General features: G+C 57.0%; 15 protein-coding genes and 1 pseudogene. 9 read left to right on the top strand and 7 right to left on the bottom strand.

From position 1 onward, the window contains the following. Nucleotides 1–52: 52 nt before the first annotated feature. The 5 genes from phoB (at nt 53) to malZ (ending at nt 7,222) form a co-directional block, all read left to right on the top strand. Nucleotides 53–742 carry a phosphate response regulator transcription factor PhoB gene (gene phoB / locus OHJ17_RS19830; protein ID WP_002890343.1) on the top strand — a complete coding sequence of 230 codons (690 nt, stop codon included), beginning with the start codon at nt 53–55 and terminating at the stop codon, nt 740–742. 21 nt (nt 743–763) lie between these two features. Continuing rightward, a complete protein-coding gene (gene phoR, locus OHJ17_RS19825; RefSeq protein WP_002890344.1) occupies nt 764–2,059 on the top strand; it encodes a phosphate regulon sensor histidine kinase PhoR in 1,296 nt (431 codons plus the stop codon). A gap of 414 nt (nt 2,060–2,473) precedes the next feature. Then, on the top strand, nt 2,474–3,793 hold the full coding sequence (gene brnQ, locus OHJ17_RS19820) for a branched-chain amino acid transporter carrier protein BrnQ (protein ID WP_004144627.1): 1,320 nt from the start codon (nt 2,474–2,476) through the stop codon (nt 3,791–3,793). An 86-nt stretch (nt 3,794–3,879) separates the two neighbouring features. Then, complete coding sequence (gene proY / locus OHJ17_RS19815) at nt 3,880–5,253, top strand: proline-specific permease ProY (protein WP_002890348.1); 1,374 nt, start codon at nt 3,880–3,882, stop codon at nt 5,251–5,253. 151 nt (nt 5,254–5,404) lie between these two features. Then, nucleotides 5,405–7,222 carry a maltodextrin glucosidase gene (malZ, locus tag OHJ17_RS19810; RefSeq protein ID WP_004147293.1) on the top strand — a complete coding sequence of 606 codons (1,818 nt, stop codon included), beginning with the start codon at nt 5,405–5,407 and terminating at the stop codon, nt 7,220–7,222. On the opposite strand, the gene OHJ17_RS19805 is transcribed toward malZ, so the two are convergent. Beyond that, nucleotides 7,219–8,121, bottom strand: a complete 903-nt coding sequence (locus OHJ17_RS19805; protein ID WP_004218829.1) for a LysR substrate-binding domain-containing protein — start codon at nt 8,119–8,121, stop codon at nt 7,219–7,221. The genes malZ and OHJ17_RS19805 overlap by 4 nt on opposite strands. Before the next feature lie 266 nt (nt 8,122–8,387). Between OHJ17_RS19805 and OHJ17_RS19800 the strand changes: the two genes are divergently transcribed. From OHJ17_RS19800 to OHJ17_RS19790, 3 genes are all read left to right on the top strand, one after another. Continuing rightward, nucleotides 8,388–9,029 carry a hydrolase gene (locus OHJ17_RS19800; protein ID WP_002890357.1) on the top strand — a complete coding sequence of 214 codons (642 nt, stop codon included), beginning with the start codon at nt 8,388–8,390 and terminating at the stop codon, nt 9,027–9,029. A gap of 186 nt (nt 9,030–9,215) precedes the next feature. Then, entirely contained in the window at nt 9,216–9,761 is a 546-nt protein-coding gene (locus OHJ17_RS19795) for an antibiotic biosynthesis monooxygenase (protein ID WP_002890365.1), read from the top strand. 24 nt (nt 9,762–9,785) lie between these two features. After that, a complete protein-coding gene (locus OHJ17_RS19790) occupies nt 9,786–11,654 on the top strand; it encodes an amidohydrolase (RefSeq protein ID WP_002890368.1) in 1,869 nt (622 codons plus the stop codon). Between the two features lie 58 nt (nt 11,655–11,712). Here the strand turns inward: OHJ17_RS19790 and fba are convergent, their stop codons facing one another. The 5 genes from fba to OHJ17_RS19765 all read right to left on the bottom strand — a co-directional run bounded on the left by fba (nt 11,713) and on the right by OHJ17_RS19765 (nt 15,779). Next, nucleotides 11,713–12,567: a class II fructose-1,6-bisphosphate aldolase gene (gene fba / locus OHJ17_RS19785; RefSeq protein WP_004218830.1), complete on the bottom strand. Its 855-nt coding sequence runs from the start codon at nt 12,565–12,567 to the stop codon at nt 11,713–11,715. A 35-nt stretch (nt 12,568–12,602) separates the two neighbouring features. After that, nucleotides 12,603–13,565 carry a carbohydrate kinase family protein gene (locus tag OHJ17_RS19780; protein ID WP_002890372.1) on the bottom strand — a complete coding sequence of 321 codons (963 nt, stop codon included), beginning with the start codon at nt 13,563–13,565 and terminating at the stop codon, nt 12,603–12,605. Between the two features lie 65 nt (nt 13,566–13,630). Next, nucleotides 13,631–15,022, bottom strand: coding sequence for a PTS ascorbate transporter subunit IIC (locus tag OHJ17_RS19775; protein WP_032432656.1), 1,392 nt, complete (start codon nt 15,020–15,022; stop codon nt 13,631–13,633). 20 nt (nt 15,023–15,042) lie between these two features. Continuing rightward, the gene (locus OHJ17_RS19770; protein ID WP_002890376.1) at nt 15,043–15,330 is read right to left on the bottom strand and encodes a PTS sugar transporter subunit IIB; all 288 of its coding nucleotides are present in this window, start codon (nt 15,328–15,330) and stop codon (nt 15,043–15,045) included. Between the two features lie 5 nt (nt 15,331–15,335). Further along, the gene (locus OHJ17_RS19765) at nt 15,336–15,779 is read right to left on the bottom strand and encodes a PTS sugar transporter subunit IIA (protein ID WP_002890380.1); all 444 of its coding nucleotides are present in this window, start codon (nt 15,777–15,779) and stop codon (nt 15,336–15,338) included. A gap of 55 nt (nt 15,780–15,834) precedes the next feature. On the opposite strand from OHJ17_RS19765, the pseudogene OHJ17_RS19760 reads away from it, so the two are divergent. After that, nucleotides 15,835–16,002 (top strand): annotated as a pseudogene (locus OHJ17_RS19760) (hypothetical protein). Nucleotides 16,003–16,125: 123 nt separating this feature from the next. On the opposite strand, the gene OHJ17_RS19755 reads toward OHJ17_RS19760, so the two are convergent. Further along, nucleotides 16,126–16,728, bottom strand: coding sequence for a peroxiredoxin (locus tag OHJ17_RS19755; RefSeq protein WP_004178733.1), 603 nt, complete (start codon nt 16,726–16,728; stop codon nt 16,126–16,128). Nucleotides 16,729–16,745 lie beyond the last annotated feature (17 nt).

The raw sequence follows: 16,745 nt of genomic DNA, 5'->3' as shown, positions 1-16,745 counted from the left end.
GCATAATGACGCCGCACTTCTATACTGATGGCTAAAAAACACAGGGTAAATAATGGCGAGAAGAATTCTGGTCGTTGAAGATGAAGCTCCAATCCGCGAAATGGTCTGCTTTGTTCTGGAGCAAAATGGCTTTCAGCCTGTCGAAGCGGAAGATTATGACAGCGCGGTGAATCAACTCAATGAACCCTGGCCTGATTTGATTCTCCTGGACTGGATGCTGCCGGGCGGTTCGGGGCTGCAGTTTATTAAACTGCTCAAGCGCGAGGCGATGACGCGGGATATTCCGGTAGTGATGCTGACCGCGCGTGGAGAAGAAGAGGATCGCGTTCGCGGTCTGGAGACCGGCGCGGATGACTACATCACCAAGCCTTTCTCTCCGAAAGAGCTGGTGGCGCGAATCAAAGCGGTGATGCGCCGTATTTCACCGATGGCGGTGGAAGAGGTGATCGAAATGCAGGGGCTGAGCCTCGACCCTTCATCGCACCGGGTAATGACCGGCGACAGTCCGCTGGATATGGGACCGACGGAATTTAAATTATTGCACTTCTTTATGACCCATCCGGAGCGGGTGTACAGCCGTGAACAGCTGCTGAACCACGTCTGGGGGACCAACGTTTATGTGGAAGACCGCACGGTGGACGTCCATATTCGCCGCCTGCGCAAAGCGCTGGAACACAGTGGCCATGATCGTATGGTGCAAACGGTTCGCGGCACGGGGTATCGTTTCTCCGCCCGTTTCTGAATTTTGACAGGAGTGTGACCCGTGCTGGAACGGCTGTCATGGAAAAGGCTGGCGCTGGAGCTCTTTTTAGCGTGTATTCCGGCCCTGATTCTGGGGGCGTTTGTGGGTCATCTGCCGTGGTTTTTACTGGCGGCAGTGACCGGTTTGCTGATCTGGCATTTCTGGAATTTGATGCGCCTGTCGTGGTGGCTGTGGGTGGACCGGAGCATGACTCCTCCGCCTGGCCGCGGCAGTTGGGAGCCGCTGCTGTATGGTCTGCACCAGATGCAGATGCGTAATAAAAAGCGTCGGCGCGAGCTGGGAAGCCTGATTAAACGCTTTCGCAGCGGGGCGGAATCGCTGCCGGATGCGGTCGTCCTGACCACGGAAGAGGGGGCTATTTTCTGGTGTAATGGCCTGGCGCAGCAGATTCTAAACCTGCGCTGGCCGGACGACAGTGGCCAAAACATTCTTAACCTTCTGCGCTATCCCGAATTCGCCAACTATCTGAAACAGCGCGATTTTTCAAAGCCGCTCAATCTGGTGCTGAATAACGCCCGTCATCTGGAAATTCGCGTGATGCCCTACAGCGACAAGCAGTGGCTGATGGTGGCGCGCGACGTGACGCAGATGCATCAGCTGGAAGGGGCGCGGCGGAACTTTTTCGCCAACGTCAGCCATGAGTTACGCACCCCACTGACGGTGCTGCAGGGCTATCTGGAGATGATGCAGGAGCAGGTGCTGGAGGGGGCGACCCGAGAAAAAGCCCTGCACACCATGCGGGAGCAAACTCAGCGTATGGAAGGTCTGGTGAAGCAGCTGCTGACGCTGTCGCGTATTGAAGCCGCGCCGGCGCTGGCGATGAATGATCGCATCGACGTGCCGATGATGCTGCGGGTGGTGGAGCGCGAGGCGCAAACTCTCAGCCAGGAGAAACAGACGCTGATCTTCACCGTCGATGAGCAGCTCAAGGTGTTGGGTAATGAGGAGCAACTGCGCAGCGCCATCTCCAACCTGGTCTATAACGCGGTGAACCACACCCCGCCGGGGACCGAAATTCGCGTCAGCTGGCAGCGGACCCCGCAGGGAGCGCTGTTCAGCGTCGAGGATAACGGGCCAGGCATTGCGCCAGAGCATATTCCCCGTCTGACCGAGCGTTTTTATCGGGTGGATAAAGCCCGTTCCCGGCAAACGGGGGGCAGTGGCCTGGGACTGGCGATCGTCAAACACGCGGTTAACCATCATGACAGCCGGCTGGAAATCGACAGCACGGTGGGCAAGGGAACCCGCTTTAGCTTCCTGCTCCCGGAACGATTAATTGCCAAAAATGACGCCTGATCGACGCGCTGTCAGTTTATCTTGCCAATGACCAGCTTCAGCTGGTCATTTTCATTGGCAGTCGTTTTTTCTCGCCTATTTAATGAGCGTGCGCTGCTTTTTTGTTCGCATGATAAGCCATGGGTTTTCTATCAATATGGTAAATGATTCTGGTGTGAAAGACATAACCAGCATAATCATCTGCTTTTGCGATCGTGCCTTGCTTTAAAACGTTATAAGCGTTTAAATTGCGCCTGCGCAGTCGATGACAGACTGCTTTTGCGTGGTAATACCAAAAACAATTCTTTCCCACGCCGCTTCGGGAGCATATCTCGCTGAGTTTACCGGCAATGGCCGCTGTATCGTCCCTGAGAGGGGAGCGCGGTATTTTTCCATTTTTTTTACAACACCACATCCACAGGCAGTAATGAATTTATGACCCATCAGTTAAAATCTCGCGACATCATAGCGTTGGGCTTTATGACCTTCGCGTTGTTCGTTGGCGCAGGCAACATTATTTTCCCTCCGATGGTTGGCTTACAGGCGGGCGAGCACGTCTGGACGGCGGCGATCGGCTTCCTGATCACTGCGGTGGGTCTGCCGGTGCTGACGGTGGTGGCGCTGGCGAAAGTCGGCGGCGGCGTTGAAAGCCTGAGCACCCCGATTGGTAAAGTGGCCGGTATCCTGCTGGCGGTGGTGTGCTATCTCGCGGTAGGACCGCTGTTCGCGACGCCGCGTACCGCGACCGTCTCCTTTGAGGTCGGTATTGCGCCGCTGACCGGCGACGGCCCGCTGCCGCTGCTGATCTACAGCGTTATTTACTTCGCGCTGGTGATTCTGGTCTCCCTCTATCCGGGCAAACTGCTGGACACCGTGGGCAATTTCCTTGCGCCGCTGAAAATTATCGCCCTGATTGTGCTGGCGGTCGCCGCCATCATCTGGCCAGCGGGCCCGATCAGCGACGCGCTGGAAGCGTATCGTACGGCGCCATTCTCCAATGGCTTCGTCAACGGCTACCTGACCATGGATACCCTCGGCGCGATGGTGTTCGGCATCGTGATTGTTAATGCCGCTCGCTCACGCGGCGTCAGCGAAGCGCGTCTGTTGACCCGTTATACCGTCTGGGCTGGTCTGATGGCGGGCGTCGGCCTGACCCTGCTGTATCTGGCGCTGTTCCGTCTGGGCTCTGACAGCGCTACTCTCGTGGATCAGTCCGCCAACGGCGCGGCGATCCTCCATGCCTACGTGCAGCACACCTTCGGCGGGGCGGGCAGTTTCCTGCTGGCGGCGCTGATCTTCATCGCTTGCCTGGTGACGGCGGTGGGCCTGACCTGCGCCTGCGCTGAGTTCTTTGCCCAGTATCTGCCGTTCTCCTATCGCACGCTGGTCTTTGTTCTCGGCCTGTTCTCCATGGCGGTCTCCAATTTGGGCCTTAGCCATCTGATCCAGGTATCGATTCCGGTGCTGACCGCTATCTATCCGCCGTGTATCGCACTGGTTGTATTAAGCTTTACCCGCAGTTGGTGGCATAATTCGTCCCGCGTTATCGCGCCGGCCATGTTTATCAGCCTGATGTTTGGTATCATTGACGGGATTAAGTCATCGGCATTTGCCGCGATTCTGCCGGACTGGACCGCGCGTCTGCCGCTGGCGGAGCAGGGCCTGGCCTGGCTGATGCCCACCGCCGTGATGACCATTCTCGCGGTGATCTGGGATCGCGCAGCCGGACGTCAGGTGACTTCCAGCGCGCATTAACCGGCGGTGAGGACAAGCGTTTAACCACGGGACTTCGGGTTCCGTGGTTTTTTATTTTTTGTGTTAAACGGCATTGAAAAACCACGATGGAAAGTAGTAACAAGCTTAAGCGCGGGCTAAGCACCCGGCACATTCGCTTTATGGCCCTGGGTTCCGCCATCGGCACCGGGCTTTTTTACGGCTCGGCCGACGCCATTAAAATGGCCGGACCCAGCGTACTGTTGGCCTACATTATCGGCGGCGTCGCGGCATATATCATTATGCGGGCGCTCGGTGAGATGTCGGTGCATAACCCTGCCGCCAGCTCATTCTCCCGCTATGCCCAGGAAAACCTCGGCGGACTGGCGGGCTATATCACCGGCTGGACCTACTGCTTTGAAATCCTGATCGTCGCCATCGCCGACGTTACCGCCTTCGGCATCTACATGGGCGTCTGGTTCCCGACGGTGCCGCACTGGATCTGGGTGCTCAGCGTGGTGCTGATCATCTGCGCCGTCAACCTGATGAGCGTCAAGGTGTTTGGCGAGCTGGAGTTCTGGTTCTCGTTCTTCAAAGTGGCCACCATTATCATCATGATCCTCGCCGGGTTCGGCATCATTATCTGGGGGATCGGCAACGGCGGCCAGCCGACGGGGATTCATAACCTGTGGAGCAACGGCGGCTTCTTCAGCAACGGCTGGCTGGGAATGGTGATGTCGCTGCAGATGGTGATGTTCGCTTACGGCGGCATCGAAATCATCGGCATTACCGCCGGTGAGGCGAAGGACCCGGAGAAATCCATTCCGCGCGCCATCAACTCGGTGCCGATGCGCATTCTGGTGTTCTACGTCGGCACGCTGTTCGTCATTATGTCCATCTACCCGTGGAATCAGGTGGGAACCGACGGCAGCCCCTTCGTCCTGACCTTCCAGCATCTGGGCATTACCTTCGCGGCCAGTATTCTTAACTTCGTGGTCCTGACGGCTTCGCTGTCGGCGATTAACTCCGACGTGTTTGGCGTGGGCCGTATGCTGCACGGCATGGCTGAGCAGGGCAGCGCGCCGAAGGTGTTCGCTAAAACGTCGCGTCGCGGTATTCCGTGGGTGACGGTGATGGTGATGACCATTGCGCTGCTGTTTGCGGTATACCTAAATTACATCATGCCGGAGAACGTTTTCCTGGTGATCGCCTCCCTGGCCACCTTCGCCACGGTGTGGGTGTGGATTATGATCCTGCTGTCACAGATAGCCTTCCGCCGCCGTCTGTCGCCCGAAGAGGTTAAGGCGCTGAAATTCAAAGTCCCTGGCGGGGTGGTGACCACGGTGATCGGCCTGCTGTTCCTGGCCTTTATTATCGCCCTTATCGGCTATCATCCGGACACCCGCATCTCGCTGTACGTCGGTATGGCGTGGATTGCGCTGTTGCTGCTCGGCTGGGTCTTTAAGACCCGCCGTGAGCGCCGCCTGGCGCAGGCTCAGTAATCGACATCGCCCCGGTCAGCATCGCGCGGCCGGGGCGGCTTGCGGTCCCGCGTCCTCCCCCGTTATCCTCCCCCAAAAAGTTCTGAGATGATGAGTTCTGCGCCCGGCGGCTATGGCAAGGTGTGCCCATTCTGCACAATGAGGATTCACGATGTTGAAGGCATGGCACCTTCCGGTTGCACCCTTTATCAAGGTGCAACAGGACCGACTGTTTATTACTCTGTGGTTAAGCGGTGAGTCGCTGCCGCAGCGGATCACGCTGCGCGCGGAAGAGGATAACGAAGAGCTGTCGCTGCCGATGCAGCGGCTCCGCCAGGCGCCACAGCCAGGCGTGGTGGCATGGCGCGGCGAAATCTCTCTCGCCAGCGGTCAGCCGCGCCGCCGCTACAGCTTTAAGCTGCTGTGGGCCGACCATCAGCGCTGGTTTACGCCACAAGGCTTCACCCGATTTCCGCCGGCCAGACTGGAGCAGTTCGCCATTGACCTGCCGGACGCCGGCCCGCAATGGGTGGCCGATCAGGTGTTCTATCAAATTTTCCCCGATCGCTTTGCCCGCAGCGCCGCGCGTGACGCCGACCAGGATGCGGTCTATTACCATCACGCGGCGGGGCGGGAGATTGTGCGCAAGGCGTGGGACGACCCGCTTACCGGCGAGGCGGGCGGGTCGACGTTCTACGGCGGGGATCTCGACGGCATCAGCGAAAAACTTCCCTACCTGAAGCAGCTCGGCGTAACCGCTCTGTATCTGAACCCGGTTTTCGCCGCCCCCAGCGTGCATAAATACGATACCGAGGATTATCGGCGCGTCGATCCGCAGTTTGGCGGCGACGCGGCGCTGCTCCGGCTGCGCCACAACACCCAGCGGGCGGGAATGCGCATGATCCTCGACGGCGTGTTCAACCATACCGGCGATTCCCATCCCTGGTTCGATCGTCACCAGCAGGGCAGCGGCGGCGCCGGCCACGATCCGGACTCCCCGTGGCGCGACTGGTTTACCTTCTCAGAGGAGGGGCAGGCGCACAACTGGCTGGGCTATGCCAGTCTGCCGAAGCTCGACTATCGGTCGACCAGCCTGGTCAACGAGATCTATGCCGGTGAAGACAGTATCGTACGCCACTGGCTGAAGGCGCCATGGAGCATGGACGGCTGGCGTCTGGACGTGGTGCATATGCTGGGCGAAGGCGGCGGGGCGCGGAATAACCTGCAGCATATCGCCGGCATTACCCAGGCAGCGAAGCAAGCGCAGCCGGAAGCTTTTGTCTTTGGCGAACATTTTGGCGACGCGCGCCAGTGGCTGCAGGCGGATGCCGAAGACGCGGCGATGAACTATCGCGGCTTCACCTTCCCGATCTGGGGATTCCTCGCCAATACCGATATTTCTTACGATCCGCAGAAAATAGACGCCCAGACCTGTATGGCGTGGATGGATAATTATCGCGCCGGGCTGTCGCATCAGCAGCAGCTGCGGATGTTCAACCAGCTCGACAGCCATGATACGGCGCGTTTTAAATCTCTTCTTGGCAAAGACGTAGCGCGCCTGCCGCTGGCGGTGGTGTGGCTGTTCAGCTGGCCGGGGGTACCGTGCATCTACTATGGCGACGAGGTGGGCGTGGATGGCAATAACGATCCGTTCTGCCGCAAACCGTTCCCGTGGGATCCGGCGCTGCAGGATACCCAGCTGCTGGCGCTGTATCAGCGGATGGCGAAACTGCGTAAGGCCCACCAGGCGCTGCGCTATGGCGGCTGTCAGGTGATTTACGCCGAGGATAACGTGGTGGTGTTTGTCCGCGTCTACAAACAGCAGCGGGTGCTGGTGGCGATTAACCGCGGGGAAGCCTGCGAGGTGGTTATTGAAGATTCCCCGCTGCTGAACGTGGCCGGGTGGACGCTGCAGGAGGGCGCCGGCGCCTTCCAGGACGGGGTGCTGACCCTCCCGGCCATCTCCGCCAACGTCTGGTCCGGCCGTTAATGGTAGAGCTGGCTCAGCAGGTCGCCGCGGAGGAGCGCCTCCCGCCACCAGCGCTGAGCCAGCCCATCATTCCCGCTGCGCCAGGCCATATAGGTAATATCCTTTTCCCGCCAGCAGGCGACGCTTTTCTCCACCAGACTGCCTTTTACCAGCCACGGGCGAGCGATATGGCGCGGCAGAAAGCCGCAGCCCAGCCCGGCGCACAATAGTTCGACTTTACTGGCGAAATCATCGACGCCGATTTGCGGCTGCTCGTCGAGGAGATTGCTGTTGAGCGGATGGCAATAGCGGGCGCTGTCGCGGATCACGATGGCCCGATGCTGGCTGAGCTGTTTATTGGCCAGTGGCTCCTTCGCCTGAGCCAGCGGGTGATGGGGGGCGACGACGAAGATGTTATCCAACGCGCCGAGGGTTTGCCATGACCACTCCGCGGAGGTGGGCGGCTCATTGATGGCGCCGAGGATAATATCCGCCCCATGATGGGTCAGCTCTTCCCACGAACCGGCGAGGGTGTGATGGCTGAAGTTCAGTCGCGTCTGTGGGTTTTGCGCGTAAAACTCGGCGATCAGCGGCAGCAGGGCCGAAAAGGGAAATGAGGCGTCAAGGGCGATGGCTAGCTCTCGCTCCCAGCCCGCGCTCAGCTGCTGGGCCTGCTTTTCCAGATCTCTGGCGGCACTTAAAAGCTGTCGCCCCTTCTCCAGCATCAGCCGCCCGGTATCGGTAAATTTTGCCCGATGGCCGGAACGATCCAACAGCACGATGTTCAGATCGCTCTCCAGCTTCTGGATCATATAGCTCAGAGCGGCGGGGGGTTTATACAGCGACTCCGCGGCGGTGGCGAAGGATCCGTGGCGGTCAAGGGCATCAAGGATCATCAAAACATCAAAGTTTACGCGCATATGAAGCTATCCATTAATTTGTTTTCTCTGTTGTACCTAAGCGCAATAATCAAAGCCAGTGAATAAATCAGAACAGTTTGGCGTAAAAATTTGATTAAAACAGGCGTGAATAAATCCTGGTCGCGGCAAAAAATATAAACCATAAAAAATCCTTAATAACTTGTTAGAAATAACTGGCTATACTCACCATGCTTTATCAGTCAGGATCCACACGACGCATTAATCATCATGTAATCTTTTTAACTAATTGATTAAGAAGGTATTTAATGTCTATTCGTGAACTGCTCGATCCCACTAATTCCGCGCTTATCTTTATTGACCATCAGCCGCAAATGTCCTTTGGCGTGGCGAATATCGATCGCCAGACCCTGAAAAATAACACCGTGGCGCTGGCGAAAGCGGGCAAAATTTTTAATGTACCGGTGATTTATACCTCCGTAGAGACCAAAAGCTTTAGCGGCTATATCTGGCCGGAATTATTGGCCGTGCATCCTGACGTCAAGCCGATTGAACGTACCTCCATGAACTCCTGGGAAGACGATGCGTTTGTGGCAGCGGTGAAAGCGACCGGCCGTAAAAAGCTGGTGATCTCCGCTCTGTGGACCGAAGTCTGCCTGACTTTCCCGGCGTTGATGGCGCTGGAGGCGGGCTACGAGGTCTATGTAGTGACGGATACCTCCGGCGGCACCTCTGTCGACGCCCATGAGCGGTCTATTGACCGGATGGTGCAGGCGGGGGCGGTGCCGGTGACCTGGCAGCAGGTGCTGCTGGAGTACCAGCGCGACTGGTCGCGCAAAGCGACCTACGATGCGGTAATGGACCTGGTGCGCGAACACAGCGGCGCCTACGGGATGGGCGTGGATTACGCTTATACCATGGTGCATGGCGCGCCGGAGCGTAAAGCGTAAATCACTCCATCCTTCAGGCTGTTGCGTTGTTGGCTGCATTTGTCCGTCCCCAGCTACTGAATTTATTCAAGTTCACGGGGACGTGCCCGCCTGCCGCTTCAACGCAGCATGAAGGATGTTGTGTCAGATCATTTATGGAGAGTGGCAGGAGAAAACCGGCCATTTCCCTGAAGCAAGGAACTCGTCATGGCGCAGCAAAAATCGGTGACCCTGGTTATCAGCCATCTGCTCGATCCGCAACACAGCCAGCGCTACGAAGAGTGGCTCGGTAAAATTATGCCCATTGCGGCAGAATTTCCCGGCCATCTTGGGGCAAATGTGATCCGGCCCGCCGCAGGGCAGAATCTGTGGAGCGTCATAATCCGCTTCGATACCCTGGAGCACCTCTACGCCTGGACGCAGTCGGAAACCCGTCGGCAACTGGTGGCTGAGATTGCCCCACTGCTGACGGAAGGCGATCGGACTGAGGTGCGGACTGAACCGGCCTTCTGGTTTACCCCGCCGACGGTGAACGTACGCCAGCCGCGGCGCTGGAAACAGTTTCTGATCACCCTGCTGGTGATTTTCCCCAGCACCAACCTGGTGCCTGCGGTGACCGGCATGCTGCTGCCGTCGCTTAAGGGGAGCCTGCTGCTGCACCTCATCAATGATGCCTGCGTGGTTGCGCTGGTGGTCTGGTTCTGGATGCCCATCGTGACCCGCCTGTTTGCTGGCTGGTTGAAGAAAAACTGAGTCAGCCTCCTCAAGGAGTGCGTTATGTCGCAAACTGCCACACTGATTCTGACCCACGGTCAGATTCATACCCTCGATCGTGCGAATCCCCTGGCGGAAGCCGTGGCCATCGCCGACGGAAAAATTGTTGCCACCGGAAGTCACGATCGGATCATGAGCTTTGCCGCCGAGGGGACGCAAATCGTCGATCTCAAAGGGCATACGGTGATCCCGGGCCTCAACGATTCTCACCTGCACCTGATCCGCGGTGGGTTGAACTACAACCTTGAGCTCCGCTGGGAGGGCGTCCCCTCGCTGGCGGATGCCCTGCGAATGCTGAAGGATCAGGCGGATCGCACGCCGTCCCCGCAGTGGGTGCGGGTGGTCGGCGGCTGGAGCGAATTTCAGTTCGCCGAGCGGCGGATGCCGACCCTGGAAGAGCTGAACGAGGCGGCGCCTGATACGCCGGTGTTTGTGCTCCATCTCTACGATCGCGCGCTGTTGAACCGTGCGGCGCTGAAAGCCGTGGGATATACCAAAGAGACGCCGGATCCGGCGGGCGGCGAGATCGTCCGCGATAGCCACGGCAACCCGACCGGGATGCTGATCGCCAAACCGAACGCCATGATCCTTTACGCTACGCTGGCCAAGGGGCCGAAGCTGCCGCTGGATCTGCAGGTGAACTCCACCCGTCAATTTATGCGCGAGCTGAACCGACTGGGGCTGACCAGCGCCATCGACGCCGGAGGCGGCTTCCAGAACTATCCGGAAGATTACGAAATTATCGAACAGCTGCACGCGAAAGATCAGATGACCGTGCGCATCGCCTACAACCTGTTTACTCAGCGGCCGAAGCAGGAGCTGGAGGATTTTGAACGCTGGACCGACATGCTGAAGCCGGGGCAGGGGACTGACTTCTATCGCGCCAACGGCGCCGGCGAGATGCTGGTATTTTCGGCGGCGGATTTTGAAGATTTCCTGCAGCCGCGGCCGGATCTGCCGCAAGGCATGGAGGATGAGCTGGAGCGGGTGGTACGCCATCTGGTGGAGCATCGCTGGCCGTTCCGCCTGCATGCCACCTACGATGAGTCCATCAGCCGGATGCTGGACGTGTTTGAGAAGGTGAACCGCGATATCCCGTTTAATGGCCTGCACTGGTTCTTCGATCATGCCGAGACCATTACCGAGCGTAACATTGAGCGGGTGAAGGCGCTGGGGGGCGGTATTGCGGTGCAGCATCGGATGGCCTTCCAGGGCGAATATTTTGTCGATCGCTACGGCAAAGAGGCGGTGAAACATACCCCGCCGGTAGCAAAGATGCTGGCGCTGGACGTGCCGGTGGGGCTGGGCACCGATGCGACCCGCGTCGCCAGCTATAACCCGTGGACCGCGCTGTACTGGCTGGTCTCCGGGCGCACCGTTGGCGGGATGGCGATGTATGACGACGCCAACCGCCTGCCGCGCGATGTCGCGCTGGAGCTGTGGACGGCGGGCAGCGCCTGGTTCTCCAGCGAGCAGGGCAAGAAAGGCCGTCTGGCCGCCGGTCAGCTTGCCGATCTGGTGGTGCTGTCGAAAGACTACTTCAGCGTCGCGGAAGAGGAGATCAAAGGCATTGAGTCGGTGCTGACGGTGGTTGACGGCAAAGTGGTGTACGCCGCCGGTCACTTCTCGCCGCTGGCGCCGCCGCCGATCCCGGTGCTGCCGGAGTGGTCGCCGGTGGTGAAGGTCCCGGGCCATTACCGTTCCGCTCCGCCGGCGACGGCTAAAATCGGCGCCATGGTGCAGATGCACCAGTGCTGCGGTAGCTGTGGCGTCCACGGCCATCAGCATGATATTGCGCGTAAGTCGTCGATTCCGGTCTCTGACGAGCAGGCCTTCTGGGGCGTGCTGGGCTGCTCCTGCTTTGCCTTTTGATACCTGACGCCACCGCCCCGGCAGCGTCGGGGCGGTGGTTTCAGCCGCAGGCCCGGCGTCAATAGCGCTGCTCTGAGCCAAAGAGCGCCATGCGGCGGGCAATCATCTCGCGTACCGGCTGCAGTCCCTGGGCGATGACTTTCCGCGGATCGTTCACATCGTGTCCGGTGTCGGCGGCGAAAATTGCTTTCACCTGTTGGCACCAGGCGTACATATTTTCGGTATTAACGTTAATCTTGGCGGTGCCGCAGGCAATCGCCCGGCGCATATCCTCATCGGCAATTCCGGTGCCGCCATGCAGCACCAGCGGAACCTTCACCTGCTCGGCAATGGCTTTCATCTCGGTAAATCCCAGCCGGGCTTTACCTTTATACAGACCATGGGTGGAGCCCAGCGCGGCGGCGAGGCAATCCACCTGGGTTTCTGTCACCAGGGTGTAGCACTCCTGCGGATCGGCGTAGATGACTTCGGAATTGACAATGCCGTCTTCACTGCCGGCGATGGTCCCCAGTTCGGCCTCCACAGAGATACCTTTGCTGTGGGCCAGCGTCACCAGGTGGCGAGTAATGGCCAGGTTTTCCCTGAACGGCAGATGCGAGCCATCAAACATAATGGAACTGAAGCCGGCGGCGATCGCCGCTTCGCAGGCCTCCCGGGAGGTGCCATGATCCAGATGCAGCGCCACCGGAACATCAATATGCAAATACTCCATGGCGTTAACCACGATGTCATGAATACATTTTAACCCGAGCATATGCTTAACCGTGCCGCCGGACACCCCCAAAATAACCGGTGAGCGGCACTGCTGGGCGGTGCTTAATACGGCGCCGACCCATTCCAGATTATTAATGTTGAACTGACCGACGGCGTAGCCGTCCCGCAGGGCATGCTGAAGCATGTCCTTCATCGACACTAACATATTCACCTCTTGATATTTATTAAATGCAGTTATTCTTCAAAATATTGCGTTAAGTTTCTCTCGTAGCTATTTAACGAGTGGTGGACGACCGCCAGGTCCGGCATCGATTCCCGAACCCCTTTTTTCTCAATAGAAATGGCGGCGGTCAGGCTGGCAAATAAAATAATGTTATCGATATGCCATGAGTAATGGACGCCATAGGTGAAGGCGCCGTGAAATACATCCCCGGCGCCGGTGGTATCAACGGCATTGCACAGCCAGGACGGGACGATCTGCAGCATACCGCTTTTTAAAAAAGCGCAGCCTTTTTCGCCAAGGGTAATAAATGCTTCACCGCGGCAAATTTTATTCAACTCAATCAGGGCCGCTTTAATTTCTGCTTCGGTGCTCAGCGAGCGATAGCTCATATAATCGCGGGCGAAATGTTCGCTCACTACAAAATAGTCAGTCCAGGCCGCCAGTTTAATATTGCTGGCGCGCAGTGACCCGCCGTCCATCACGACCCTGGCGTTGGGCAGTTTCTTAATTAAATATTCACTGATTTCCGCCTCATGGCCGTCAATTAAAATGGTGACCGGCTCCTCGCTGGCAATCAGTCGCTCGGCGAGGTCGTCCAGTTTGAGCTTTTGCTCGTAGGTCAGGGAAGGCGGCGTTTGCATCTTGCGGGTAATAATCGTCCGCGAACCCGTTAAGCGATTGACCAGCACCGAGGCCAGCGGGGTGATCATGTCATCGGAGAAAACCACCTGGCTGGTATCCACCCCCGCCTCGGCAAACTCATCGATAATGCGCTGACCGTAAAGGTCCTGCTGCAGATGACCAATGTAATAAACCTCCTCGCCCCATAATCCCAGCAGCCAGGCCGCATTGGCCGCCGGACCGCCGCCGCTTTCAATAAAATCATGACAAAAGTTTTTGGTATTCTCCTGGGGCCATTCATTGAGAAAGAAAAACTGATCGAAACAAGCAAATCCAATGGACAAAATAGCCATAACCACTCCTGATTATTTGTCAGCGGCGGAAAGCGTGGCCCTCCCGCCGGGAAAAATGACCTCGCTTATTCATTTTTCTGCCTCGCCGTCAGCTCCTCATAGCTGAGCGTGTTGCCCACCACCTGGACGTGACGGAAGCAGAAAGGCGCCAGCAGCGCGACGAGCAGCGCCAGACAAATCAGATAGATAGTGATCTGACCAAACTGGGTGAACGCATTCCCGATAATGATGCCCCATACCGCGAAGTCGAAATCGGCGAAGGTGCTGTTTTCAAACCCGAGGTTGCCGAGCGCCGGCAGCAGCATCGCCGGCAGGAAGGCGAGGAAGATCCCGCCGATAAAGGAGGCGATGATACATCCGCGCTTACCGCCCAGTTTGTCGGCGAAGACGCCGGACGTGCCGCCGCAGAAGAAGTGCGGCACCATGCCGGGAATAATCAGCGCCATGCCCAGCCCGCCGAGCAAGAGCATCCCGACCAGCCCGCCCACAAAGGAGCTGATGAATCCCACCACCACCGCGGTGGGGCTAAAGGTGAAGAACACCGCGCAGTCAACGGCCGGGATGGAGTCCGGGATCAGCTTCTGGCTGATGCCCTGGAACGCCGGCACCAGATCGCCGAGGATCAGCCGCACGCCGTTATAGACAATGGCTACGCCAACGGCGAACTGCAGACCGGTCAGCACCGAGAAGATCAGCATGTTTTGGTCGGTGATGGTGCTCAGGTACGCCGACCCGGCGACAGCGCTGCAGACAAAGTAGATAATAAACATCACGATACCGGTGGTGACCGTGGTATCGCGCAGAAAGCCCCACTTTTCTGAAATTTCGGTATCGGCGAAGGAATTTGCCGGATTGCCGGTCCGGCTGGCGATCCATGCCGAGAGGTAGTAGCCGAGAGAGCCGAAATGGCCCATGGCGATCCCGCCGTCTTCGGTTACCTGCCTGGTGTAACGCTGACCGATGGCCGGGGAGATGGCCGACCATGAGCCCAACAGGAATCCACCGATCAGGATCAACATCCAGCCCTGGAACTCCGCCGCCTGCAGAACGGCGGAGAACAGGCAGGCGAGAAAGAACGAATGATGGCCGGTCAGAAAGATATATTTATACTTGGTACAGCGGGCGATAATCAGATTGAAAATAAAGCCTAACAGTAAAATACTCATGGTTTCCACGCCCAGCATTTTCTGGGCGACGGAGACAATGGCTTCATTGTTCGGAATAACGCCGCGGATATTAAATCCGGCCTCGATAATACCGCCCAGCGGATTGAGATTGGCAACGATAACGCCTGCCCCAGCGCTCAACATCAAATAGCCTAAAATCGGCTTTAATGTGCCGGTAAGCAGTTTGTTACCGGGGGAGCGCAGCGCCACTAAACCAACAAAGGCGATAAGCCCCATTAAAAAGGCGGGTTGACTGAATATTTCCGTTAAGAAACTAAGAATAGCCTGCATGGTCGTTCCCTCTATGCTGATTAAGAGTGAGTCGCAGCAATTTTCATCAGCGCATCGGTAATATCCTCGGCGATCTTCGCTTTATGGACGTAGCTGCGAATGATGGCGACATGACAGTGGGCCGGAAATTGATTTGCTAGTTCTTTGATCGTGACGTAAAGGTCGGCTTTTTCCCCGACGGCGTTAGCAAAATCGACCGAGGCGACGTCCGCTTTGATGCCTAATTCGTCACAGATCTTTTTCACATTATTCGCAGCCATCAATGAGCTGCCAATACCGTTACCACAAACCGTTCTGATAACTAACATAATGACTACTCCATTTGTTTTTGAATGAAATGTAAGACTGAATTAACGTCATTTTCCTGCTGAAGAAAGGTCACAATATCTGACTCGATCAGCGAGGCTATCAGTTGGATCATTTTGATATGACTGTCAGCATCGGCGCCGGCGATCGCGATGACCACGGAAACCGGATCGAACTCATCGTGGCCGAAGGAGATTGGCGTGGCGGTGGTGACAAGTGAGAACCCGGTCTGTAATGCCCCTTTTTCCGGCCGGGCATGCGGCATGGCAATCCCGTCATCTATCACGATGGCGGCGCCAAAATCTTCATATACCGTCAGCATCTCGTTGACATATTCGGCGCTGCAAATCTGGCGCCTGGCAAGTAATGAACCCGCCAGTTCGATGGCCTCTTCCGCACGGGAAATATTCTGCTTAAGGGCGATTAACGACGGGTCAAAAATAATTTCCATCCTCAGCTCCTGAACGTATTCCTGTTCCTGAGTTAAATCATGACCAAATACATTGATGAAAATGATGGATGAGATCACATCCGCGGTTTTAAATATTGATGGGGATCACATCGACGGCAAAGTACCGGCAGAAAAAGATATAAATAATTTATAAGTTTTTCAGGCTGTTATGAAGGCTTTGTATTTTGACGCTGAAATTTGGCAGAGAAAAAGTGAGAGGTAGGGCGAATTTTTTCGCCAGAAGTGTATCGCTGGTCACAAATATCGGCGGGTCATTTTCTTAAATTTTGACGCCGCTAACAAAAAAGGCCCGCCTGAGCGAGCCTTTTATTAAAACGCGTGCCGATTACAGGCTGGAAACGTTTTCGGTCAGGTATTTTGCAACGCCTTCCGGAGAGGCGGCCATACCTTCTTTTCCTTTTTCCCACTGCGCCGGGCAGACTTCGCCGTGCTCTTCGTGGAACTGCAGGGCGTCAACCATACGCAGCATTTCGTCGATGTTACGGCCCAGCGGCAGGTCGTTAACCACCTGGTGGCGTACCACGCCGTTAGCGTCGATCAGGAAAGAGCCGCGCAGCGCTACGCCTTCGTCCGGATGCTCGATACCGTAAGCTTTCTGGATTTCACGTTTGATGTCAGCAACCATCGCGTATTTAACCGGGCCGATACCGCCCTGGTCTACCGGGGTGTTACGCCATGCGTTGTGCACGAACTCGGAGTCGAAGGAAACGCCAACCACTTCCACGCCGCGTTTCTGGAATTCTTCGTAACGTTTGTCGAACGCGATCAGCTCAGACGGGCACACGAAGGTGAAGTCCATCGGCCAGAAGAACAGAACGGTAGGTTTACCGTTGGTGTGCTGTTTGAAATTGAATTTCTCAACGATCTCACCATTACCCAGCACAGCGGCTGCAGTAAAATCCGGCGCTTGACGAGTGACCAGAACCATTTGATTCTCCTGTAATT

The sequence above is a fragment of the Klebsiella sp. KP20-425-1 genome (genome assembly GCF_025813515.1).
Classification (GTDB): domain Bacteria; phylum Pseudomonadota; class Gammaproteobacteria; order Enterobacterales; family Enterobacteriaceae; genus Klebsiella; species Klebsiella pneumoniae.
This window is presented reverse-complemented; position numbering and strand designations above follow the sequence as displayed.